General features: G+C 32.7%; 25 protein-coding genes and 1 tRNA gene. 9 read left to right on the top strand and 17 right to left on the bottom strand.

The features are described from left to right. The 8 genes from QLQ96_RS00760 to QLQ96_RS00725 form a co-directional block, all read right to left on the bottom strand. Positions 1-2,619, bottom strand: a complete 2,619-nt coding sequence (locus QLQ96_RS00760) for a TonB-dependent receptor (RefSeq protein ID WP_482493863.1) — start codon at positions 2,617-2,619, stop codon at positions 1-3. Between the two features lie 98 nt (positions 2,620-2,717). Further along, positions 2,718-3,560 (bottom strand): FecR family protein, encoded by an 843-nt coding sequence (locus QLQ96_RS00755; RefSeq protein WP_482493861.1) that lies wholly within the window; start codon positions 3,558-3,560, stop codon positions 2,718-2,720. Positions 3,561-3,572: 12 nt separating this feature from the next. Beyond that, the gene (locus tag QLQ96_RS00750) at positions 3,573-3,782 is read right to left on the bottom strand and encodes a hypothetical protein (RefSeq protein ID WP_482493859.1); all 210 of its coding nucleotides are present in this window, start codon (positions 3,780-3,782) and stop codon (positions 3,573-3,575) included. Positions 3,783-3,827: 45 nt separating this feature from the next. Then, positions 3,828-4,349 (bottom strand): RNA polymerase sigma factor, encoded by a 522-nt coding sequence (locus QLQ96_RS00745; protein ID WP_482493857.1) that lies wholly within the window; start codon positions 4,347-4,349, stop codon positions 3,828-3,830. Positions 4,350-4,580: 231 nt separating this feature from the next. Next, on the bottom strand, positions 4,581-5,057 hold the full coding sequence (locus QLQ96_RS00740) for a GNAT family N-acetyltransferase (RefSeq protein ID WP_482493855.1): 477 nt from the start codon (positions 5,055-5,057) through the stop codon (positions 4,581-4,583). 232 nt (positions 5,058-5,289) lie between these two features. Further along, on the bottom strand, positions 5,290-5,547 hold the full coding sequence (locus QLQ96_RS00735; protein ID WP_482493853.1) for a hypothetical protein: 258 nt from the start codon (positions 5,545-5,547) through the stop codon (positions 5,290-5,292). 226 nt (positions 5,548-5,773) lie between these two features. Then, positions 5,774-6,028, bottom strand: a complete 255-nt coding sequence (locus QLQ96_RS00730; RefSeq protein ID WP_482493851.1) for a GIY-YIG nuclease family protein — start codon at positions 6,026-6,028, stop codon at positions 5,774-5,776. A 62-nt stretch (positions 6,029-6,090) separates the two neighbouring features. Continuing rightward, a tRNA-Met gene (locus tag QLQ96_RS00725) sits at positions 6,091-6,164 on the bottom strand. A 150-nt stretch (positions 6,165-6,314) separates the two neighbouring features. Here QLQ96_RS00725 and QLQ96_RS00720 point away from each other — a divergent pair. Continuing rightward, a complete protein-coding gene (locus tag QLQ96_RS00720) occupies positions 6,315-6,707 on the top strand; it encodes an START-like domain-containing protein (protein WP_111285785.1) in 393 nt (130 codons plus the stop codon). 54 nt (positions 6,708-6,761) lie between these two features. Beyond that, on the top strand, positions 6,762-7,598 hold the full coding sequence (locus QLQ96_RS00715) for an aminotransferase class IV (RefSeq protein ID WP_482493849.1): 837 nt from the start codon (positions 6,762-6,764) through the stop codon (positions 7,596-7,598). Here QLQ96_RS00715 and QLQ96_RS00710 read toward each other — a convergent pair. From QLQ96_RS00710 to QLQ96_RS00685, 6 genes are all read right to left on the bottom strand, one after another. Beyond that, positions 7,595-8,155, bottom strand: coding sequence for a YqgE/AlgH family protein (locus QLQ96_RS00710; protein ID WP_482493847.1), 561 nt, complete (start codon positions 8,153-8,155; stop codon positions 7,595-7,597). The two genes, QLQ96_RS00715 and QLQ96_RS00710, sit on opposite strands and share 4 nt — an antisense overlap. A gap of 128 nt (positions 8,156-8,283) precedes the next feature. Next, positions 8,284-8,556, bottom strand: a complete 273-nt coding sequence (locus QLQ96_RS00705) for an HU family DNA-binding protein (RefSeq protein WP_008464760.1) — start codon at positions 8,554-8,556, stop codon at positions 8,284-8,286. A 180-nt stretch (positions 8,557-8,736) separates the two neighbouring features. Beyond that, the gene (gene fmt / locus QLQ96_RS00700) at positions 8,737-9,684 is read right to left on the bottom strand and encodes a methionyl-tRNA formyltransferase (protein ID WP_482493844.1); all 948 of its coding nucleotides are present in this window, start codon (positions 9,682-9,684) and stop codon (positions 8,737-8,739) included. Next, positions 9,684-11,579: a RecQ family ATP-dependent DNA helicase gene (locus QLQ96_RS00695; protein ID WP_482493842.1), complete on the bottom strand. Its 1,896-nt coding sequence runs from the start codon at positions 11,577-11,579 to the stop codon at positions 9,684-9,686. Before QLQ96_RS00695 ends, fmt begins: the two co-directional genes overlap by 1 nt. A gap of 66 nt (positions 11,580-11,645) precedes the next feature. Further along, on the bottom strand, positions 11,646-12,179 hold the full coding sequence (locus tag QLQ96_RS00690; protein WP_482493840.1) for an AAA family ATPase: 534 nt from the start codon (positions 12,177-12,179) through the stop codon (positions 11,646-11,648). A gap of 321 nt (positions 12,180-12,500) precedes the next feature. After that, a complete protein-coding gene (locus tag QLQ96_RS00685) occupies positions 12,501-13,415 on the bottom strand; it encodes an alpha/beta hydrolase family protein (protein WP_482493838.1) in 915 nt (304 codons plus the stop codon). Between the two features lie 241 nt (positions 13,416-13,656). Between QLQ96_RS00685 and QLQ96_RS00680 the strand changes: the two genes are divergently transcribed. From QLQ96_RS00680 to QLQ96_RS00665, 4 genes are all read left to right on the top strand, one after another. Then, positions 13,657-13,953, top strand: a complete 297-nt coding sequence (locus tag QLQ96_RS00680; RefSeq protein ID WP_179008199.1) for a DUF493 family protein — start codon at positions 13,657-13,659, stop codon at positions 13,951-13,953. A gap of 4 nt (positions 13,954-13,957) precedes the next feature. After that, positions 13,958-14,683, top strand: coding sequence for a DUF4290 domain-containing protein (locus tag QLQ96_RS00675; protein WP_482493836.1), 726 nt, complete (start codon positions 13,958-13,960; stop codon positions 14,681-14,683). Between the two features lie 101 nt (positions 14,684-14,784). After that, on the top strand, positions 14,785-16,098 hold the full coding sequence (gene murA / locus QLQ96_RS00670) for a UDP-N-acetylglucosamine 1-carboxyvinyltransferase (protein WP_155103512.1): 1,314 nt from the start codon (positions 14,785-14,787) through the stop codon (positions 16,096-16,098). A gap of 84 nt (positions 16,099-16,182) precedes the next feature. Then, on the top strand, positions 16,183-17,061 hold the full coding sequence (locus tag QLQ96_RS00665) for a cation diffusion facilitator family transporter (protein WP_482493833.1): 879 nt from the start codon (positions 16,183-16,185) through the stop codon (positions 17,059-17,061). Positions 17,062-17,273: 212 nt separating this feature from the next. On the opposite strand, the gene QLQ96_RS00660 is transcribed toward QLQ96_RS00665, so the two are convergent. The 3 genes from QLQ96_RS00660 to QLQ96_RS00650 form a co-directional block, all read right to left on the bottom strand. Beyond that, complete coding sequence (locus QLQ96_RS00660) at positions 17,274-19,763, bottom strand: DUF5686 and carboxypeptidase regulatory-like domain-containing protein (RefSeq protein ID WP_482493832.1); 2,490 nt, start codon at positions 19,761-19,763, stop codon at positions 17,274-17,276. 174 nt (positions 19,764-19,937) lie between these two features. After that, positions 19,938-20,351 carry a type II 3-dehydroquinate dehydratase gene (gene aroQ, locus QLQ96_RS00655; protein WP_482493831.1) on the bottom strand — a complete coding sequence of 138 codons (414 nt, stop codon included), beginning with the start codon at positions 20,349-20,351 and terminating at the stop codon, positions 19,938-19,940. Positions 20,352-20,486: 135 nt separating this feature from the next. Beyond that, positions 20,487-21,053, bottom strand: a complete 567-nt coding sequence (locus QLQ96_RS00650; RefSeq protein ID WP_482493830.1) for a porin family protein — start codon at positions 21,051-21,053, stop codon at positions 20,487-20,489. A gap of 290 nt (positions 21,054-21,343) precedes the next feature. On the opposite strand from QLQ96_RS00650, the gene QLQ96_RS00645 reads away from it, so the two are divergent. From QLQ96_RS00645 to xerD, 3 genes are all read left to right on the top strand, one after another. After that, positions 21,344-21,898 (top strand): outer membrane beta-barrel protein, encoded by a 555-nt coding sequence (locus QLQ96_RS00645; RefSeq protein WP_482493828.1) that lies wholly within the window; start codon positions 21,344-21,346, stop codon positions 21,896-21,898. Positions 21,899-22,107: 209 nt separating this feature from the next. Continuing rightward, a complete protein-coding gene (locus QLQ96_RS00640; RefSeq protein ID WP_482493826.1) occupies positions 22,108-22,689 on the top strand; it encodes a porin family protein in 582 nt (193 codons plus the stop codon). A gap of 79 nt (positions 22,690-22,768) precedes the next feature. Next, positions 22,769-23,665, top strand: a complete 897-nt coding sequence (gene xerD, locus QLQ96_RS00635; RefSeq protein ID WP_482493824.1) for a site-specific tyrosine recombinase XerD — start codon at positions 22,769-22,771, stop codon at positions 23,663-23,665. Positions 23,666-23,851: the final 186 nt, after the last annotated feature.

Raw genomic sequence — 23,851 nt, 5'->3', positions numbered from 1 at the left:
TTAAAATTTAAAATTATAAGAAACTCCAGGAACAATTCCGAAAATCGAAAGTCTTCTGGTTTCATTTGCTCCCGTATCTTCATTGGTTGTAAAACTCATAGAAGCAGCATTTTTTCTGTTGTAAACATTGTAAAGACTGAATACCCAATAGCTTTGCCATCCTTTCTTTTTATCTGGTTTTGGCGTATAAGTCGCCGCAAGGTCAAGATGATGGAAAAGAGGCAATCTGTTGTCGTTTCTCAAAGAATAATTCGGAATATGGATTCCGCCCATTTCATAATAACTATTTGGATACGTTACTGGTTGACCAGATTGTAAAGTGAAATTACCATTGAAAGACCATTTCGGATTCAATTCATAACTTCCTACAATACTCAAATTATGCATTTTATCATAACCAGATAAATACCAATCGCCGTTTGCAATTCCTGGCTCTTCAGGAGTTCTTCCTGGTGTTTTTTGTTCTGCTCTAGATAAAGTATAAGAAACCCATCCTGTGAAAACTCCAGTATTTTTTCTAAACAATAATTCTAAACCATAAGATCTAGCTTTTCCGTTTAAAATAACTTGCTCAATATTATTGTTAGCCAAAACATCAGCACCGTCAATATAGTCAATACGATTTTGAACATTTTTATAAAATAATTCGGTTTCTAAAGAGTAATCTCCATCTCTAAAGTTTCTGAAATAACCCATAGCATACTGATCCAAAAGCTGAGGTTTTGTAAAAGGTCCGCTTGGTGTCCAGATGCTCATTGGCAAAGGAGACTGCGTGTTTGATAAAATATGAATGTACTGCGCCATTCTGTTGTAACTCGCTTTTATAGAAGTTTCGTCGTTAAAGGCATAAGACAAGGCAGCTCTCGGTTCAAGATTATCAAATTTGCTGATGGTTTTTCCTTTTCCGTAAGTGATGCTTCCGTTTGGAGTTCCTTCTTCGTAAATATTGTATAACGGATTATAGACTACAGACTGACCATTTTCGTAAGTGCTGATCGTCTCGTCTCCTAAACGGTAAAACATGCTGTAGCGAAGCCCATAACGGAAAGTCAGTTTTTCTGTAATTTGATTTTCAAAATCAACAAAAGCAGATGCTTCTAAAGCATACTTTTTATCCAGTTGCTTATAATTAAACTGCGAATCTGAAGAAGTTGGTTTTACAACTCCAGGGTTGAAATTGTAATACAACCCATCAACGCCATAATTGATTTTGAATTTCTCAGATTGTTGGAAATTCCAATTGTATTTCAATCCGTAGCTCTGAATGTTGCTTTCCCATTTAAAACTTTCAACAGGAATTTCAAGATTAAATCTGTAATCGCTGTAAAAAGTAGACAAGTTGCTGTTTAAACGATCAGAAAATTTATGTTTCCAACTTAAAATGCCCATTGTACTTCCGTAAGTACTTGCAAAACGGTCATTAATATCAAATACATCATTTCCAAAATAACCAGAAAAAGACAAACTATTCTTAGCATTAAAACGATAGTTTAATTTGGCATTCAAATCATAAAACATAGCTGAGTTATTATTATCAGCCAATTTCATAAACAAGTGTGCATATGAAGCACGCCCCGAAAGAATAAAAGAACCTTTTTCTTTTTGCAATGGACCTTGAACTAAAAGACGGCTCGAAATAATCCCGATTCCTCCATTTACTTTATATTCTTCAAAATCTCCAGTTTGCTGCGTCACATCTAAAACAGAAGAAACACGTCCTCCAAATTTTGACGGAATTCCTCCTTTGTATAAATCTAAACCGCTAACAATATCAGCATTAAAAATAGAAAAGAATCCGAACATATGTGAATCTGCATAAACAGGAGCACCATCTAAAAGAATCAAATTCTGATCGGCTGCACCACCGCGAACATTAAAACCCGAAGAGGCTTCACCAGCATTGGTAACTCCAGGCAAAGTCAAAATCGATTTTAAAGGATCTGGTTCTCCCATTGCAACTGGAATTTTTTTGATTTCCTGCATCGAAAGCTTGTTAACACTCATTTGTGTTGTTTTAATGTCAACCGCTTTGTTGTTCATTACAATAACTTCTCCCAATTGCTGGCTGTCAGAATCGATATTGAAATTGACTTTAGTATCATCAGAAACAGAAACTCTTTTTTCTTCATTTTTAAAACCAACATAACTCACCTGAACGGTATAACTTCCATTTGGAACATCAATGCTGTATTTTCCGTTGGCATCTGTTACAACACCAGTTTCCAGTTCTTTGACATAAATATTAGCGCCAATAACAGGCTGTCTTTCATCATCAAGAACGTGACCGGTTAGCTTGCTTTTTTTTTTGGCAGGTTTCTGAGTTTGACCTTTCTGTTTAACGAAAATATTGTTGCCCACTATAGAAAATTGTACAGAAGAAGTTTGGTTTAATTCTGTAATTATCTTGCTGATTTCAATATTATTAAAAGTATGTTTTTGATTAAAATACTTTTTGTTGGTATCAATTTGATCTGTAAAAGCAAATTTAAAATCGGTTTGATTTTCAATCTGTTTGAAGAATTCTTTTAAAGTTACATTTTGATCTACAGTTATGGTAACGCTTTGAGCAGACATACACAAACTGAATAAAAAAAAGCATGCTGAAATTATATGCTTCATGAAATTTTGTATTTTTGAATATTATTAAATAGATAACTTAATGTTATCCTGAACATTAGGAGGATGTGGAGTTTCGCGGCTTACATCCTTTTTTGTTTTCATTGAAAAGTAATCTGCTTTAAATCTTCATTTATTTCAAAGTTTAGGTTGTACATTTCTGATAGTAATTGTAGAATCGTTTTTAAATCTTCTTTTTTATTGATTCGAATGGTAATTTTCTGATCGTGATTTTCTTTCGGAAGAATCACTTTGTAGCCATAATTTTCTTCGATGTAATGGCTTATGGCAGAAAGTTCTTCATTATCAAAATCTACAAATCGGCTGAATTCTTTTACTGAAGCCGTTTGGTTTCCATACGTAAATTTTTCTCCCGGTTTCAAAATCCATTTTTGGTTTTGTCCCTTTACATTCATCTGAACGCTTCCTTCAAAAAGTTCCACAGTGATTTCTTCGTTTTCAGATTCTTTCACCGTAAAAGAAGTTCCTAAAACCGTAGTTGTAGTTTCATCGCAGAAAACCTGAAAAGGATGCTGTTTGTCTTTTTTAACTTTAAAATATGCTTCACCATCCATTTTAATTTTTCTATTTAAAGCAAAATCGTTTCCGTAAATAATTTTAGAATTCGGAGCCAATTCTACCTTTGAACTATCTGGTAAAATGACATATTTTATCGTTGAGGTTGTATTTTCGATTACATTTTCAGAAAGAACTAAATTTTCAGCAGAAGGTTTTCCGTTAAAATAAAATCCAGTTCCAATAAGTGTGAAAAGCAATACCGAAGCCGCTGCATAAAGGTGCCAAGGCTTAAGTTTTCTTTTCTTCTCCGGAAATGTTTTAGCATGAAATTGTTCCCACGAAGCTTCTTTTTCGTCTTCGGAATGAGAAAGGGGAGACTCTTCCCATAATTTTTTAAATTCCTCGTCAAATTTCTCCTGATCCATCTTTTCTAGTTATTAAATAATTTGACAATGAAATCCTTGTTTGCTAAAAACACGGCAAACCATTTCTTCAATATCGCGATTGGTTTCAATTTTAAGGATGTTTTCACGTCCTTGGCGATCAAAATTTATGATGCAATCAGAAATAACAAACTGCAAAAGAGCTACAAGTAAACTTGCGTCTTTCTTTGTTTTGACATTAGTTTTGTAAGCTTCAATGTGCATTTTAGTTCTTGTTTTTTAGTATAACAAACGAGAACTAAAAAGTTCCTAATGGTTTTCGATTTTTTTTCGAATAAATTTACTGGCGAGATAAATATGATTGGCAATAGTTTTCTCAGAAAGATCTGTTAACTCTGCAATCTCCTTATAGCTAAGGTTTTCCAGTTTGTGTAAAGTGAAGATTTTTTGTTGCTGCTCTGGAAGCTGATTAATGAAATTTTGTAGTTTTTCTTGTCTTTCTTCAAAAATTCCTGAATCTGATTCTTCTTCCGGCATGTCAACTTGACTAGGATCAAGCTGTACTATTTTGTTTTCTCTATTAACATGGTTAAGAATGATGTTCTTGCAGATAACAAAAATCTGTTTGTCGAACAAAACATCTTCGTTAAGAAGTTCTCTTTTATTGTATAGTCGTATGAAAGTTTCCTGAACAAAATCTTCAGGAGTAAATACAGAAGAATGAAATCGCTTGGCAATATTTATCAGTTTATCGTAGTAGCTGAAGTACACTTCTTTGAAAGCGGCTTCATTACCTTTTTTTAAACTTAAAATAAACTTTTTATTGTCCATAACGAAAATATCGCGACTAATTTCCTAGTCTAAACTCATTGGTGTCAATATTATTGTATTTGAAATTTGGCAATGGCAAATCGCAAATGTAATAAGTTGCAAAGAACCGTAATTAAATTTTAGATTTGACGTTTTTATTGGAGAAATGTTACAGCTTGTCTTAAATAAAAACTCTTAAACAAAATGTTTAAGAGTTTACTTTTTTATAATTTATCGAGGAATTCTAGTTTTCTAAATAGTAAGCATCATTTGAATATCAACTCTGTTATAAGGCGAAGAAATGCCATTAATTTCTATAAAACCCAGTTTTTCATACAATTTAATGGCTGGTTTCAGTTTGGTATTGCTTTCCAGATAAATTTTTGAAGCTCCTTTTTCTGACGCCCATTTTATTGCAGATTCGGCTAATAATAATCCAACTCCTTTTCCTTGTGCTTTCGGACTTACAGCCATTTTGGCTAATTCGTAATCATAATTTTTTCCGTCACTTTTAATTAAAGCGCAAACGCCTAAAACCTCATTATTTAAAATAGCTGAAAAAATTTCGCCACCCTTGTTTATAATGTAATCTTCGGCGTGATCGAGCGCTTTTACATCATTTGGTTCAACTTCAAAATAATTCGAAATCCATTCTATATTTAAGTCCTTAAAGCTTTTTTGATACTTAGAGTTATAAGTGACTATTTCTACTTGGTCATTATTTTTCATAATTCGATTAAATGCTATTTTTATTATTCTGCCCAATTTTCTAAATTAGATTTTACAAGTTCATTCCATTCGATTTGGGTACAGATACAGAAAAATATTTTTTAGAGATGCAGATTAAAATTACTGTTTTTTGACGATAGCAGGAATAATTGTAAAAAGAAAGTCCCTGAATATTTTTTATTCAAGGACTTTTAGCATTCTTCTAAAATATAAAGAAGAGCAAAAAAAACAGCTATTGGTTTTCTTTCTCTAAATCTGCAGCAGAAATTTGATCTAATATATTGGTCTGATTTGGCGAAATATAGTTTTTGTTTTCGATCGTAGCTTCTTTCTTAAAAAGAAGATCTAAGGCATTATATAGCTTTAATAAAACCTCGCGATCTGCTTTATCAATTTCTAAAGCAGTATTAAAATTAAAAATATAATTATTCGAATTGCGCACTTCGACTTTTATCGTTTTTGATGTGATCTTAAATTTAACTATATCCATATGTTCGTAAATTACCTTTGCAAAATAACTATTTTAATGGTAGTTATCAATGGTTATTTTCTTGTTTTTTAGTATTTAAAAAAAGATTTTTTTACTAAAGAATTCTTGTTCAAAAAGAATAATCAAATAAAAAACCCTTAAACTTTTCTGTTTAAGGGTTTTGCTTTCTAAGTAGCGAGGACGGGAGTTGAACCCGTGTCCGCCGCGGCGGATAAGAATCCTGATCTTAAAGCGAATTGATGAGGTCTTTAATAAATTCTCTTCCAATTCCAGTTTTTAAATATTTTTCTCTTTTAATGGCTTCAATTTTAGAATTGAAAAATTCTATATGAATTACTTTCCAAGGTCTGTATTTTACAGTATGGCCTTTTATAGCAAGTAAATTATGAGATTTAAAACGTTCAATTAAGTTAGAAGTAAATCCAGTATAATTTTTATTGAATTTTTCAGAGAACAAGATATAAACTACAAACTCTTCCATTTTTCTAAATTATTTTTAACAAAAAAAAACACCACTTTAAAAAAAAGTGGTGTTTTACCTTGTAGCGAGGACGGGAGTTGAACCCGTGACCTCAGGGTTATGAATCCTGCGCTCTAACCAACTGAGCTACCTCGCCTGGACTGCTATCATGAATTCCTGATTGCGGGTGCAAAGATAGAAATAATATTAAAGCGTGCAAGCATAAAATGAAGAAAAAAAAATATTTTTAAAAATGCATTGTTTTTGGACATATATTCTTATATTTCGAAAAAAATTAAAGTAGCACATGGATTCAAAAATACGTTACGAAATAGAGTTTCCGATTAATTCTTCGCCACAACTATTGTATCAATATATATCAACGCCGTCAGGTTTGCAAGAATGGTTTGCTGACAATGTGAATTCGAGAGGTGAATTTTTTACTTTCATCTGGAATGATTCGCAAGAAAAAGCTCGCTTAGCTTCAAAAAAATCTGGCGAAAAAGTAAAATTTAAATGGGTTGACGAAAGCAGTAAGGATACTGAGTACTTTTTTGAACTTCATATTTTAGTTGATGAATTAACTAAAGATGTATCGCTTATGGTGGTAGATTTTGCCGATAAAGAGGAATTAGGTGAAGCTAAACAATTGTGGGAGAATCAGATCTCAGACCTAAAACATCTTATAGGATCTGTTTAGTAAAAGTCTATTTTATACCTTATATTTGCCCTGAACAAAATTCAGGGTTTTTTTATGATTAATTTTAACGGAAACATAGCGCAAGAAGATACAATATTAACTCAAAATCGCGCTTTTTTATACGGAGACGGTATCTTTGAAACAGTAAAAATTATCAACGGAAAAATCTTGTTTCTTGAGGATCATTATTTTAGACTAATGGCTTCTATGCGAGTAGTGAGAATGATGATTCCGATGAATTTTACAATGGAATATTTTGAAGAGCAAATTCTAAACTTGGTAAAAGAACAAGGAATCACTGCTTCAGCACGTGCAAGAATTACCGTTTTTAGAAATGATGGCGGTTTATATCTTCCAAAAACTAATGATATTTCATTTTTAATCAATGCAACTCCACTTGAAAGTACTTTTTATAGTATAAATTCAAACGAATATGAAGTTGATTTGTACAAAGACTTCTATGTAACAAAACAATTATTATCGTCTCTTAAAACGACCAATAAAATCATTAATATTACAGGAAGTATTTATGCGCACGAAAACGACCTTGCCAACTGTATCTTACTGAATGATAGTAAAAATGTTGTCGAGGCGCTTCAAGGAAATATTTTTATGCTAATAGGCAAAAAGCTTATTACACCTCCAGTTTCAGAAGGAGCTTTGAATGGAATTATGCGTAAGCAAATTTTAGCGCTTTCTAAAAAGGTCGAAGGCATAGAAGTGTCAGAAGAAATAATTTCGCCATTTGATCTTCAAAAAGCTGACGAATTATTTCTAACAAATGTGATCATGGGAATACAGCCGATAACTAAATATCGAAAAAAGGAGTTTACAACGAATCTAGCTCATTTATTAGTGCAGAAACTAAATGAATCCATAACTGAAAATTAATTCAGATATGGATTTTCTGGTGCGTTAGACCAAATAAGATAATCACCGCCAAGCTCAATAATCTGCTCTTTCCAAAAATGAGTGGTAGATTTTCCGATAATTTTATTTTTATAATTATTATCAGCAATAATCCAAGAGTTTCCTTGCATCTCATTCTCAAGCTGATTTTCTTCCCAACCAGTATAGCCTAAGAAAAAACGAATATTATTTTTACTAATAGCTCCGTTGTTTATTAGATCTTTTGTGGATTCAAAATCACCTCCCCAATAAATTCCGTTTGAGATTTCCACACTGTTTGGAATTAACTCAGGAATATTGTGAATAAAATAAAGGTTGTCTTGTTCTACAGGGCCTCCGTTGTATATCTTAAAGTTAGCATCAATTTCAGGTATCAAGTCATTAATAGTGTATTTTAATGGCTTGTTGATTATAAAACCTATTGATCCTTCCTTGTTATGGTCTGCTAATAAAATTACCGATCTGTTAAAAGATAAATCTCCAATTATTGAAGGCTCGGCAATAAGCAGGTGTCCTTTTTTTAATTTTTCTGAAATCATACGGTTACAATTTTTATTAAATTTAGTCATAAAAAAATTAAAATCACAAAAAAAATCGTTAAACCGCATAAAAAAACCTTCCAGATGGAAGGTTTTAATTATATTATTAGTTTAGAGAACTTTCTTACTTAGTTCACTGCACCTTCTAATTCAGCTCCAGCTTTGAATTTTACAACGTTTTTAGCTGCAATCTTAATAGTTTTTCCTGTTTGAGGGTTTCTACCATCTCTAGCAGCTCTTGAAGAAACTGACCAAGATCCAAAACCTACTAATGAAACTCTTCCTCCTTTTTTCAAAGTAGTTCCTACATTACCTAAAAATGACTCTAAAGCTAATTTTGCCGCAGCTTTTGTGATTCCTGCATCAGCAGCGATAGCATCGATTAATTCTGATTTGTTCATAATAATTAGTTATTAATTGTTGGTTAAAAAAAATTGTTAATACACAAATTTAGTAGGAAATCCGTTGCGTGCAAGTGTTTTCATTGTTTTTAGTAAAAATTGTTAATAACTTGCTTTTTTTGTTCATAAACAATGTTGTTTATCGATGAAAAATAGGTACAAACCCCTGTTTTACTGAGCTTAATACACTTTTGCAGCTTCGGAAAAACTTACTCCATTTAATAATTCTGAAGCAAGCATTCTCTTTTTTCCCGGAAATTGTAGACTTAATAACTGAATAAAGCCGCCTTTTATTGCAATCTTTATTTCTTTTTTACTGCTAATTAACTTTCCAATCTCATAAGAATGTGATTCTGAGACTAGTTTGGCTTCGTAAATTTTAATATTCAGTTCTTCATTTTGGTCTTTCAAGAAGCACCAAGAAGCAGGATACGTACTTAAACCTCGAATCAGATTGTTGATTTCTGCTCCAGATTTTGTCCAATCAATTTTACAGTTTTCTTTGTTTAATTTGTATGCCGTTTTAATATCGTCGTTGTCTTCTTGAATTGTTGTAGTAACATTTCCGTTTTCAATAATCTTTAAAGTATCGATTACAGTTGTACTTCCTAAATGCATTAAACGATCGTGTAATTGTCCTGCAGTTTCTTCGGGCTCGATACTGATTTCTGAATTTAAAATCATTGCACCAGTATCAATTTTATCATCAATAAAGAAAGTAGTGACCCCGGTTTTAGTTTCACCGTTAATAATCGCCCAGTTGATAGGAGCAGCTCCACGGTAATTAGGAAGCAATGAAGCGTGAAGGTTGAAGGTTCCTAAGCTTGGCATTTCCCAAACAACTTTTGGTAACATTCTAAAAGCAACAACAATTTGCAAATTGGCGTTTAGGGCTTTTAATTCTGCTAAGAAACTTTCATCTTTTAAATTCGTTGGTTGTAATAAAGTTAGATTGTTGGCAAGTGCATATTCTTTTACTGCCGAATATTTTATTTTTTGTCCGCGTCCTGCCGGTTTGTCTGCAGCAGTAATTACGCCAACAACTTCATAGTTATTTTTGATAATGGTGTCCAAAATGCCAACGGCAAATTCTGGAGTTCCCATAAATATAATTCTCAATTTCTCCATTATGATTTTAAAGTGTATTTATTATTCGGTTGTATAGTAATATGATTGTTTTCGAGTAATTCCTGAAGAACAGATAAAATATCTTTGGTATCCATTTTTATCTGGTTTTCAATTTCTCTCGAACTCAAAGAAGCTGTTTTCAATAAAGACAAAATCTTGTCTGCAATTGAATCGGCTTCGGTAATTTTTCCTTTTTGTGTAATGCAGTACGAACAGATGCCGCAGTTTTCTTTGGCTTCTTCTCCAAAATAGCCTAAAACTAATCTGTTTTTGCAGGTTTTATTTTCTTTTATATAATGTAAAACAGATAAAAGCTGCTCTTTTTTAACCTCATTCTGTTTTTCCAAATATTTCGAAACTCTATTTATAGTATGATCGTCTTCGCGAACTTCATTAAATAAAATAGTAGCATCGTTATTTTTAGATTTATATTCAATTATTTCTTTTTCTTTCAGTTTTTCTAAAACAGCAACAATCTGTTCTTCTGTTCGGTTTGATTTTTTTGCAAGTAAAGCTAAATTTAGATTCGCTTTAACCTCATAAATGCCAGGATAAGTTCTTAAAATCGCTAATATAATTTCTTCGTCATTTTGATTCAGGCTCATATATCGAATGACTTCTTTAGATTCGATTAAAAATTGCGCACTGATTTTTTCTGAAAATTCCTGAGACATCGTAATAATTCCCTGCTGGTTTAAAAACTGCAAAGCATTATATGTTTTTAAAGTAGGGAACTCATATTTATTGCAAAAATGATTCAGTTTAAAAGCAAAAGATTCGTCTAAACCTTCCCCATAAGCAATCTGAAAGTAGTTGCAAAGTTTTATATACATCGTTTTTAGAAACTTCTTATCAGGAAGAATATTTAAAAACTGCTGTTCGGTCTGAATGGCGTCTGAGTTATTATAAAGCAAAACTGAAAAAGCCTTTGCGCCATTTCGCCCTGCACGTCCAGATTCTTGATAATAATTTTCTAAGTTTTCTGGAAGCTGTGTATGAATAACCGTTTTTACATTGTCTTTGTCAATTCCCATTCCGAAAGCATTCGTAGCAACGATAACTTGCGCCTGCTCCGACATCCACAACTGCATGTTTTTGTCTTTTTCTTTAGACGAAAGTCCGCCGTGATAATATGTTGAAGTAAAACCTAATGATTGCAATTGCGAAGACATGTTTAAACACCCTTTGCGATTTCGCACATATATAATTGAAGGTTGCGGATTTTTTTTGAGAATTTGTTCGGTACGGTATAGTTTGTCTTCAACTTCAAAAACCATATAAGCAATATTTTTTCGCTCAAATGACTGCTGAAAATGTCTAGGATTTTTTAATTCTAATTGTGTTCTGATATCTTCAATAACTCTTGGAGTTGCTGTTGCGGTCAAAGCTAAAAACGGAATTTTAGAAAAGTATTTCTTTAGTTCCGAAATTTTAAGATATGCAGGCCTAAAATCATGCCCCCATTGCGAAACACAATGCGCTTCGTCAATGGCAATTAAATTGATTGGCAGGTTTTTAATACGTTCTAGAATCCAGTCAGACTGTAATCTTTCTGGCGATAGATATAAGAATTTGTAATTTCCGTATTGGCAATTGTCCAAAAGATCGATCAATTCTTCAGTATGAATTCCGCCAGTAAGAGCAATTGCTTTGATATTTCTTTTCTGCAGATTCATCACCTGATCCTTCATCAAGGCAATCAAAGGAGAAATTACGAGGCAGATTCCTTCCTGCATCATCGCGGGGACTTGAAAGCAAATTGATTTTCCGCCTCCCGTCGGAAGTACGGCAAAAGTATCCTGTCCTTCAAGAACAGAATCTATAATTTCTTTTTGCAACGGTCTAAAACTGTCGTGTTTCCAGTATTTTAGAAGAATATCCTGCGCTCCGAGCATTGCTTTTGTTTTAAAGTTAAAAATTTAGAAAAACAGTTTCTAGTTTTGCAACTTTAAACCATGCTGCTAAATTTTGTCTAAGATATAAAGAATTCTGTTTTCAACTGTATCTTTTGGAACTTCAATCAGTTCGTAACCGTATTTTTTATAGGTTTCAATAAGATGTTCCTGAATTTTTACGGCCTGCTCGAAATTTTCATAACGCTCCGCATCACTTTTATAAATTTCTTCCCAAGGCGGCAGAATAAAAGTTTTAGAATATTTATAATCCTCGCAAGCTTGAACAAAACCTTTCGGATATTCGTCGCCAATATAATCCATATAAGCCACAACATCTGGAATTCCTCTGTCGATAAAAACTAGATTATCAGGCTCTTCAAGAGCATTTTTATATTGTTCAATACGTCCTTCCAATAACATTTCGCTAAACAAAAGAGGCTGTTCTAAGAACAATTGTTCAATGCCTTCTTCTTGCGCTTTCATGGTCACCTGTCTAGAGATTTCAGGATAGCAGCAAAAGCCACGAGCTACTAATTCGTTAATAAGAGTCGATTTTCCAGTACCAGGTCCGCCAAGCAAGACAATAATTTCTTTTTGCACTATTCTAAAAATAAAGCGCAAATTTACCTAAACTTATTTATAATTAAAAAGAATATTTACTAGAAACGAAAGATTTGGCATTTTAGCAGACAAAGTTCCTGCTTTCGGCTCTATCTTTTATGGTGAACCCCACCATAAAAGGATACCGCCTCAATCAGGGTTAAGGGGAAAGATGGTTTTGTTTTTGGAATAATTTTTCGTTTTTCCTCCTGCAAGGTTTTCAAAACCTTGTAGGTTTCTCAAGTGGTAAATTGTAAGCGAGAAAAAATAATACCTACAAGGTTTTGAAAACCTTGCAGGACGCTGAAAATATTTTACAAATCACTCACAAAATAAATACTTTCCAGAATCTTTCCCTTTTTTATTAGAAGGAATAATCAAATGCGATTGGAATTTTTTACCATTTAAAACATCATTCACAAAATCTAAAACATATTGTTGTCCTTGATGGAAAAGATAGCCAGAGAATTCATGTCCGCCCCCACAGAAAGTAATCAATTCGATGTCTTTATGTAAATCATTCATTTGATTGTAAACCGCATAAGAACCAAAAAGGATAAGCCAGCCAGAAGCATTTGTCGGGCAAGATCGGTGCGAACCTGCTGCGTAAGGAACAGTGTCATCATTGTTTCCATGCGCCAATAACATCGGAATCGCTTTTTCTTTCGTAATTAAATTAATATCCTGAATTGCTCCCGAACCTCCAATAAAACCTTTGTATTGGAAGTTTTCTGGAAGATTGCTTTTGTATAAATTCATTAATTTATAATCCCAAAAAGAAGCGTGAAAACCAATTTCGGCACCAGCGCTAATTCCAGAAATAAATATTTTTGAAGTATCAAGATTATATTTGTCCGCATTTTCGATCATAAAAGCTGTCGCTTGCCACATATCGCTTACGCCAATCTGAATCGCTTTTATTTTTTCCGTTAAAGTTCCTTTACAGCCAAAATCTTTTCCTTTCATGTATAAACTGTACGAAATGCTCGCAACTGCATAACCATTTTTTGCCATAAATAAACCGAAATCTTTCTCGCTTGTACGTTCTCCGCCAGAAAAACCTCCGCCAAAAGCGAAAAGAATCAACGGGATTTTTTCTCCTGCTTTTTTCTTTGGCAGATATAAATCTAAATTGAGTTTTAAAGTGTCGTTTTGGAAATAAGTTAGGGTTTTGACTTCTTGTGCTTGAATTGTATTTAGTGTAAGAACGATAAAAAGTAAAAGGAGTTTTTTCATTTTAAATGTTTTAATCTTGCAAAGTCGCAAAGTTTTTCTGCTGCGAATTTTGCTGTTTTTTATTTTTTGATTCGCCAAGTTAATTAAAATTAAGGAAATTGAATTTTTGGATCAAATAATTTGTGTTAATTAGCGTAATTCGTAGCAAAAAAATACCCTCATTTTTAGAGTCAAAAAATCTAAAATCTAAAATCATAATCTGAAATCAAAAACGTATATTTGCGTTTATTTTTAATTACGAATGGAGAACGATAAAGAAAAAAATACAGCCGAATTTTACGAAAGATTGAAATTGGAGCTTGATAACGCAAATACTTGGCCAGCAGAATACTTGTACAAATTTATTGTGCCTTCTGTAGCAGATAATGTTGAGCGTGTTGAAAAAGCTTTTGATAGAATGGGAGCGGTGATTAAGACAACAAAATCGAAAACTGGCAAATTTACCAGCGTTTCTATAGATGTTACTATGCACAGCTCGGATGATGTGATCAGTAAATACAAAGAAGTTTCTACAATAGAAGGTATAGTTTCATTATAAACTTATGAACGAAAAATATAAAAGAGAAGTCGCAGGCGATGTTGTCTTCAATTTAGAATATAATTCTGAAAGACAGCGTTTAATTATTCCGGAGTACGGTCGTCATTTGCAAAAACTGATTGATCAGGCAACTGCAATTGAAGATGATGAAACGCGCAACAAAGCTGCAAAATATATCATTCAGGTTATGGGAAGTCTGAATCCGCATTTGCGTGATGTGCCAGATTTTCAGCATAAACTTTGGGATCAGCTTTTTATTATGTCTGATTTTAAACTGAATGTAGAGTCGCCATATCCGATTCCTTCAAGAGAAGTTTTGGAATTGAAGCCAGATGTTTTGCAATATCCGCAGAACTTTCCAAAATATAGATTTTATGGAAACAACATTAAATATATGATTGATGTTGCCAATAAATGGGAAGACGGCGATATGAAAACTGCGTTGATCATGGTGATTGCCAATCACATGAAAAAATCGTTTTTAAGCTGGAATAAAGACACAGTAAAAGACGATGTGATTTTTGAGCATTTATATGAATTATCTGGAGGCAAAATCAATTTGTTACACAGTACAGAAGAGTTGTTGAATACTACAGATTTAATGCGTACAAACAAACGCATGTCAAACAAAATAGCTTCTGGTGTACAGCCAAAAATGCAGAATAACAAAAACAATAATAATAAAGGCGGTCAAAAAAAGACATTTCAAAAAAACAATAATCAAAAGTAAAAAGAGCTGCTAAGAGGCTAAGCTTCTAAGTAGCTAAGTTTTCACTTAGAATCTTAGGATCTCAGAATCTTAGAAACTTTGAAAGAACCTAAAAACAATTTATGGGAATTTTTAAAATCGAAGGAGGAACTCCTTTAAAAGGAGAAATCACTCCGCAAGGAGCAAAAAATGAGGCATTACAAATTTTATGTGCCGTGCTTCTAACAGGAGATAAAGTAAAAATTAATAACATTCCTGATATTATAGACATCAATAAATTAATCACTTTGTTGGGTAATTTAGGGGTGAAAATTCAACGTAACGAACCAGGTTCGATTACTTTTCAAGCTGATGAAGTTAATGTTGGATACTTAGAAACTGAAGCTTTCAAAAAAGAAGGTGGAGCGCTTCGTGGTTCTATTATGATTGTTGGTCCGCTTTTGGCTCGTTTCGGAAAAGGATATATTCCAAAACCAGGTGGAGATAAAATCGGTCGCCGTAGATTAGATACACACTTTGAAGGTTTTATTAATCTTGGAGCAAAATTTAGATATAACAGAGAAGATCACTTTTATGGAGTAGAATCTCCAGAAGGAGGATTGACTGGAACAGATATGCTTTTAGACGAAGCTTCTGTAACTGGAACTGCAAACATTGTAATGGCTGCGGTTTTAGCAAAAGGAACAACTACTGTTTACAATGCTGCTTGCGAGCCTTATTTGCAACAGTTATGTAAAATGTTGAACTCAATGGGAGCTAAAATTACCGGAGTTGGTTCAAACTTATTGACTATCGAAGGTGTTGAAAGCTTAGGTGGATGTGAGCACAGAATTTTACCAGATATGATCGAAATCGGTTCTTGGATTGGTCTTGCGGCTATGACAAAAAGCGAAATCACAATCAAAAATGTTAGTTGGGAAAATTTAGGTTTGATTCCAAATACTTTTAGAAAATTAGGAATTACAATCGAAAAACGTAATGACGATATTTACATTCCTGCTCACAAAGACGGATACGAAGTAAAAACAGATATCGACGGTTCTATCTTAACAATTGCAGATGCACCATGGCCAGGATTTACACCTGACTTATTAAGTATTGTTTTGGTTGTGGCAACTCAAGCAAAAGGAGACGTTTTGATTCACCAAAAAATGTTCGAAAGCCGTTTATTCTTTGTGGATAAACTAATTGATATGGGAGCAAAAATTATGTTATGTGATCCGCACAGAGCTGTGGTGATGGGACATAATTTCGAATCTCAATTGAAAGCAACTACAATGTCTTCTCCAGATATTCGCGCGGGAATCTCATTATTGATTGCGGCGCTTTCTGCAAAAGGAACTAGCACAATTCAAAATATTGAGCAAATCGATCGTGGATATGAGCGTATCGACGAGCGTTTGAGAGCAATTGGAGCCAAAATTGTGAGAGCATAGTTATTAGCCACAAATTCACGTATTATTTTGATAATCTTTGAAGATATAAATTCGTGAATTCGTGGCGAAAAAAAATAGTCATACATGACAAACGAACAAAAAGCTATAAAAGCTACATACTTTAGTATAGCTGGAAACACCTGCTTAGCCCTTATAAAAGGTTTAGCAGGTTTTTTTGGCAATTCTTATGCCTTAATTGCAGATGCGATTGAGTCGACTACGGATATATTTTCGTCATTTTTGGTGTTGTTCGGAATTAAATATTCGAATAAACCGCCAGATGAAAATCATCCTTACGGTCACGGTCGTGCAGAACCTTTAATTACGTTTTTGGTTGTTGGATTTTTAATTACTTCAGCAACTATTATTGGTTATGAAAGTATTGCCAATATCCAAACTTCGCACGATTTGCCAAAATCATGGACTTTGTATGTTTTAGGTGCAATTATAATATGGAAAGAATATTCATTCCGTTTAGTAATGAAACGAAGCAAACAAACTAATAGTAGCGCTTTGGCAGCCGATGCATGGCATCATCGAAGTGATGCAATAACTTCTGTTGCAGCATTTATCGGGATTACGATTGCGCTTGTTATGGGAAAAGGTTATGAATCTGCTGATGATTGGGCGGCGCTTTTTGCAGCATTCTTTATTTTATATAATAGTTATAAAATTTTTAGACCTGCGCTTGGCGAAATTATGGATGAAAACTTAAACGACGATTTAGTCGAAGAAATTCGTGTTGTCGCTTTGACTGTTTCAGGAATTTTAGGAACAGAAAAGTGTTTTATTCGTAAAGCGGGAATGCGTTATCACGTAGATCTTCATGCGATTGTTTCTGCTAAAATTTCGGTAAAAGAAGGACACGATTTATCTCATAAACTTCAAGATACTTTAAAAGAGCAAATTCCACAATTAGGAAATGTTCTGATTCATATTGAACCAGATGATTATCATTGTTAAAGGTTCAAAGGGACAAAGGCTCTGAGGTGCTAAGGTTTTTACCTTTGGAATAATTATTAAATCAAAAAAAATCCGCTTAAATCTTTAAAATCTGCGTGAAAACAGATTATGATTTAAGCGGATTTTTTTATTTGAAATTCTTTGTGTGGGCTTCGACTCCGCTCAGCCAGACAAAAGGATCAGAAACTTAGAAACTCAGAATCTTAGAACCTTTAGTCTAACGCATTTAAGATCTTCAATCCAAAGACAACTCCATTTTGCTGTACTCCACTTTGGTAAGAATGCACATAATCGATTCGGAATAACTTGAATTTTCCGAAACCTAGATTGTCTAAGCCGATTGTAAATTCAGAATATGGTTTTCTGTCTGGAATTGCCAATGAATGAAATCCAATATTCATCGTAGATTTTAGAAGATTTAATAACGGAATTTTATTCATAATAAAACCTGTGTCATTGTATTCTGCATGCATTTCAAAATAACTATCGTTTGTACTATTTGCATAATATGGCATCAAATTGAAAACATTTAAATAACGTTCGCTTGTTCCGATATGAGTTTGGTTTCCGTTGAAATGTCTGTAATCGATAAACGAAATATTTTCAGCGTTAAAGAATTTTCCTCCTCTAAAATTAGTCCCTAAAAGACCTTTATTCCCAAGTGATAAATCGTATAGAACAGAAGCACCGATTCTTTCATATTCATATTTTTTTTCGCTAGCCGCGAATGTCTTTTCGAAAGCTAAATAAACCGTGGGATATTTATCATCCTTAAAATTAAATCTTCCGTCGGGTCTTGAAATATATTTATTGCCAAAGTTGATTCTCGAAGTTATAAGTGCTTTAAACAAATGATGCTGGTCAAAAGCAGGCGTTGTAAAATCGTTTGGTGCCAAAGGATTATTTGATGAATAAAGATCATCTTTTTTAAAGAAAGAATAATCAGTGGTGTTAAAAAGCGGTTTTCGCTGTTCGTAACCAACTTTTCCAGTAAGATTTATTCCGTTTGCAATGTCCTGTCCATAATTGATTTCAGCAAATTCTAAATTATATAGTTTCATATAATTGTCTTTAAAAAACAAAGAACTTATTGAGTTGATCAATTTAGAAATAGGCTCAGCGCTATTAAACTGAGCTGTTTTTGTTCCGCCAGAACCCCAAATTGTAGCGTAATTGATATTATTAAATCGGTGGCTGAACTCTCCAATTACACGAAAACGTTCGTCAGAAAATCCATAATTAAAAGTGGTGCTTATCGAAGTGTTTTTTCCTTCCTCTTCATTCCATTTCTTAAAAGAAAAACCAGAATCCAAATTAAAACCTTGAACTGTATTGAAACTTAAAGAAGTAATATTGAGTAAACCTTTATAATCAAAAGAATATTTCTTGAAAGTGTTTTTATAATCATAACCCATTAAAACATCCCAAACTTTAAATTTGTTATTTTTTGCATCAATAGAATCAGTATATTTTTTCGATTTTCTAATGGTTTGTAAGCTGTCTTTTTTTGCGTAATCACTGCTTTCTTCAATAGTTAGCGGAATCGGACGAATTTCATTCCAGAAAGCATCATCTTTTTTATTGGCATTGAGATCAAAAGCTACCAGTTCATTTCCGAAAGTTTTCTTTTCAAATGACTCTGGAAATTCATAATTAGAATAAATATAATTGAAGTTTCCGGAGAATTTCACGCCAAAAATACCCGCATTAAAAGAAAGTGTTTGCGCATTTTTAGACCAGATTTTGTTTTTTGTATTATAACTAAAACTCTGTTTTAGAGTCATTATTTCTGTAAATTCATTTTTCATTCTATAACCTTTGATGTCTAAATCGATGGCATAAATGGCAAAACTATCATCTACAATATAAATGTAGCCTTCAAAAACGGGCTCTTTATCACGTTTCGGGATGACCTTAATTTTGTAAATCTGCTGATTGTTCGCATCGTAAAAAGTGCTTTCCAATTTGTATTTGTAATAATTGAAAGCATTGTCTGCAATAGGAGAGATGAGCTTTACATCAAAATCTAAGGCGTTATCGTAGAAGTCGTAATTTGATAATGCTGCTGTGTTGTAACTGTAGCCGCGGTTGTTTCCAGAGATTTTAGAAGCTATAATGTTTTCTTTAAACTTGTTTGGTTTTTCATGGCTCACTTTAGAAATTGTTTCCGATAAATATAAAATTCCTGTTCCTGTAGAATCTAGATTTGAAGCCATGTCGTCGCCCAGTTCTACTTTTTTGCCCAGAATTTTTTTAGGAAGATCTTTAACTTTAAACATTCCTTTCGAATAAAAATCGGCAGTATATTTTCCAGTTTTAGCTGAGTTTTCCTTTTTATTAGCAATTGCACTTTTTATAATTGCATTTGCTGGATTATTTTTAGGATCGATTATAACTTCGTTTAAAGTGAAACTTTCTTCTTGAAGTTTAACATCTAAATTGACCATTTTTGTTGCCGCCAGGACGGTTATTTTTTGAGTTTTATAACCTAAGTATTGAAAGGTGATTATATTTCCTCCAATTTCTTTTACGTTCAGCTGATATTTTCCCTGCTCATTTGTAGTGGTTCCTGCGTAAGTGTTTTCTTCAAAAACTGAAACAAAAGGAAGCGGATTTCCTTTGTCGTCTGTTACAGTTCCCCTAATTTGGGCAAAGTGGGAAAGAGAAAAAAATAGAAAGGCAAATAAAGTAAAGTTTCTCATGTAATGTGGCTTGTCTTACAAAAATATAACAAGTTAAATCTGAGCTTATTAATAATTTGTTAAATTCTAAAAGAAACTAAATTAGGAATATGTAAGGATTGCGCAATAGTTTGTCATGCTGAAAGAAGTCGAAGCCATAATAGTAAGAACTCGACTTCATTCAACAGAACTATTTTATAAGAATGACAGAATAGCCAATTCATAACTTTTAAGTCCAAAACCTAGAATAACTCCTTTTGCATTTCCAGATAAATAAGATTGATGTCTAAAGCTTTCTCTCGCATAAGTATTCGAGATGTGAACTTCTATTACAGGAGTTGTAACGGCTTTCATTGCATCTCCTAAACCAATTGAGGTATGGGTATAAGCGCCCGCATTCAAAATGATCCCGTCAAAAGTAAAACCGCATTCTTGAATTTTTCCAATCAGTTCACCTTCAATATTACTTTGATAATAGGTAAGGTCGATGTTTGGAAATTTTTCTTTCAACGTTTCAAAATAATCTTCGAAAGTTTGGCTTCCGTAAACTTCAGGTTCTCTTTTTCCTAAAAGATTCAAATTAGGTCCGTTGATAATGCAGATTTTCATGTTCAAAATTATTTATATTGAAATATTGACATTGCTATTGAATTTAGCAATTGCCATTTGGCTGTGTAAAAATAAAAAAAACCGCACTAATAAATAGAGCGGTTTTTGTAAAAGTATGTGATATTATTTATTTCTTTAGAACATAAATCCAGCTGAAAGTTGTATTACAGAGTTTCTGATATCTGCATTAGAAGAAGCTTCTGTCAATCCTAAGCTATAGCGTCCTTGAACAAAAATGCTTTCTGTAATTTTTAATCCTAAGCCTGCATTAATAGCAAAATCAAATGTTTTAGCATCGTCAAGATCTACGTCATTTTTTTGATTTAATAAAAAGGAAGCTTGTGGACCAACCTCTAAACTTAATGATTTTGTCATGTAAATTTTTGCCATTACAGGAACAGATAAGTAAGCTAATTCATTTTTAAAATCTTCCTGAGCATCTTTAAATTTATAAGTCGCTCCTTGAGTAGAGTATAAAAGCTCTGGCTGAATAGAGAATTTTTCTAATAATTTTACTTCAGCTACCACACCAGCATGAAAACTAGTTATTCCATCTTTGTCAAATGCGACACCATCTAAGGTCGCATCACCTGGTTGACTTGCAAAGTTAACCCCTGCTTTTACACCGAATTTTAGTAATTGTGCTTGTACTGCCGCTGATGTTGCAAGAAACATAACAGCTGCTAAAAGTATTTTCTTCATAAAAAGGTTTTTAAAAATTGGTATTTTAAATGTTATTTATAGGTCAAAACTACATATTTGGCTTTTTATTGCATTATATTTTGGATTAAATAATTAATAAAATTCCCATTCAAAGTGAGTTTTTATGTTGTGAAATCTTCTTCAAATCTTTTAAAATTCTGATTTTCAATAACTCATTGCAAATCGTTTTTGTCGTATTTTGATAGTTTTTAAACCTATTGCGACATTATTTTTTGTAAGTCTAATCTTATTTTTGTTTTCAAATAAATTAAAATTAATATTTAGAAATTATGAAAAAAATTGTTTTAGCTGCTATTGCAGTATTGGGCTTTTCGTTTGCTAATGCACAAACCAAAGGATTTGCTAAAGGAGATGCCTTTATTTCTGGAGCTTTTGGTGTAGGGACTGAAAAAACGGGAGATTCTAAATCCAATGCTTTTATACTTGTACCAAGTGTAGGCTTTTTAGTGTCTGAGAATGTTGCTATTGGAGGGAAATTAGGTTTTGGATCGTCTAAAGAGAATGATGTAAAACAAAATGATTTTACTGTTGGGGCTTTTGGTAGATATTATTTTACTCCAGCTTCTCAATTTTCTGTTTATGGTCAGGCTGGTCTTGATTTTACAAATCACAAAATTGAAAAAGATAAATCAAATGAAATCGGTGTTAATGTTGGATTAGGATTAAGCTATTTCTTATCTAACCATTTTGCGATTGAAGCTACTTGGGCTGGTTTAGAATATAGTGTAAACAACAATGGTGGACATGGTGCTGATAAAACAAACTCTTTCGGTCTTGCTAGTGATTTAAGTGATGTAAGATTTGGAGTAGTGTACAAGTTCTAAGAAAAAAACAGTTAGTTAGTTTTTAGAAAGCCTTCCTTAATTTTTAGGGAGGCTTTTTTTATGCGTCAAATTCCTAATTTCCAAATTTGCTTAATTTAAAATTAACAATTAGTATAGAATTTATTATTTTATTTGTTAAATTCCTAATGTTGATTTATGAAGAATATTTTTATATTTGACCTAATTAATTTAACCCAAAACAAATTAGAATGAAAAAAGTTATTTTATCTGCCATTGCAATTATGGCTTTTGCATTTACAAATGCACAGCAAACAAGATTTGGAGTAAAAGGAGGTCTTAATATTTCAAATGTTGTTGGAGGAGATGTCGAAAATAATAAAACACTAGTAGGCTTTCATGTAGGTGGTTTAGCTGAAATACATGTAGTTGAAAAGTTTTATATTCAGCCAGAGCTTTTATACTCTGCACAAGGAGCTAAATTTGATGGACCTTTTGGATCTGATGGAGATCTTAAATTAAATTATTTAAACATTCCTGTGCTAGCAAAGTATTACATAGTTGATAAAAAATTTAATGTAGAAGCTGGTCCTCAACTTGGAATTTTATTATCAGCTAAAGCAAACGGTGAAGACTTCAAAGACTACACTAGATCAACTGATTTTGGATTTAACTTAGGCGCAGGATACAGCTTTACTGAAAATTTCTCTGTAGGTCTTCGCTATACTATTGGTTTGTCTCCAATTTCTGATAATGATATTGATGATTCTGAGGAGTACTACGATAGCGCAAAAAACAGTAACTTACAGCTTTCACTAGCTTATAAATTCTAATCTGAATTTTAAAATATTCGAAAAACCTTCCTAATAACGGGAGGTTTTTTTATGCCAAAAAATTACGTTATTTGTAAGTATGAATTGGAGCAGATATATAAAAGATTATCAGTCATATTTGAGGATTGAGAGAGGTTTGTCTAAAAATACAATCGAAAACTATGGCTTTGATATTGAACGTTTGTGTCTTTTTTTAGAAACTAATCAGATTGATGTTTCGCCAATAAAGATTTCCGATGAGACATTACAGCAATTTATTTATGCGGTTGCTAAAGAAGTAAATCCGAGATCTCAGGCTAGAATTATTTCCGGACTGAAAAGTTTCTTTAATTACTTGGTTTTTGAAGATTACAGAAACGACAATCCTTTAGAATTAATAGAAACGCCAAAAACGGGACGAAAATTACCCGATACTTTATCCCTTCAAGAAATTGATACTTTGATTGAAACAATCGACTTAAGTACCAATGAGGGGGAGCGAAATAGAGCTATGCTCGAAACTTTATATGGTTGCGGCTTGCGTGTTTCTGAATTGGTTTCGCTTAAAATTTCAGATCTTTTTTTCGATGAAGGTTTCATTAAAATTACAGGAAAAGGAAATAAGGAGAGATTTGTCCCAATCTGTGCATTAACTCAAAAATATATTGATATCTATAGAAATAACATTCGTTGTAATCTGAATATTAAAAAAGGAGCCGAAGATACTTTATTCTTAAATAGAAGAGGAAATCAGTTAACTCGTGCTATGGTTTTTACTATTATTAAAGATTTAGCGCAAAAAAATGGGCTTAAAAAAAGTATAAGTCCTCATACATTACGACACTCGTTTGCAACACATTTACTTGAAAACGGTGCCGATTTGAGATCAATTCAGTTAATGTTGGGGCACGAATCGATTACGACAACAGAAATCTATGTTCATTTAGATCGCAGTTTTTTAAGAGAAGTTATGCATAGTTTTCATCCTAGAAAGTAATTTTTTACAGTATTGTGCGTTTTTTATTTTTGAAATTCTTAATATTGTGTTAAAATAAATAAAAAGTATTAAAACAATGTAGTTTGTTTTGCTTTTTCCGAATAAGTTCTGAATATCTTATTTACATAAAAAAGTAGTATATGGTTTTTGATTTGTATGGAAATGATGATTGCTTAGAGGTAAATA

It is taken from the genome of Flavobacterium sp. B167r (genome assembly GCF_056824315.1).
This window is presented reverse-complemented; position numbering and strand designations above follow the sequence as displayed.